Source organism: Sphingomonas epibiotica (assembly GCF_039615155.1).
GTDB lineage: Bacteria > Pseudomonadota > Alphaproteobacteria > Sphingomonadales > Sphingomonadaceae > Sphingomonas.
Window position 1 is genome coordinate 1 of record NZ_JBDGHY010000053.1, and the last position, 344, is coordinate 344.

A 344-nucleotide genomic window follows, 5' to 3' on the forward strand; every position below is an offset into this window, starting at 1 on the left:
CTTCTTGCAGAACCAGCAATCGCCGCAGCTGATCGTGAACGGCACCACCACCCGGTCCCCGATCTTGAGGTTGGTGACCTCGGACCCGAGCGCCACGACCTCGCCCATGTTCTCGTGGCCGAGGATGTCGCCGGCCTCCATGGTGGGCTGGTAGCCATCCAGCAGGTGAAGGTCCGACCCGCAGATCGCGCAGGCGGTTACTTTGATGATCGCATCGCGCGGGTGCTTGATCTCGGGATCCGCGACGGTGTCGACACGGACATCGCCTTTACCGTGCCAGCATAGTGCGCGCATGTCGTTTCCTCATCTGAGTGGATGTCCCTGTCGTCAGGGCCATGTCTATG

The 344-nt window shown here is 62.2% G+C and carries 1 protein-coding gene; it reads right to left on the minus strand.

The features are described 5' to 3' along the window. On the minus strand, positions 1 to 294 hold a 294-nt coding region (locus AAIO73_RS20260), incomplete at its 3' end, for an alcohol dehydrogenase catalytic domain-containing protein (RefSeq protein WP_345880598.1). Positions 295 to 344: the final 50 nt, after the last annotated feature.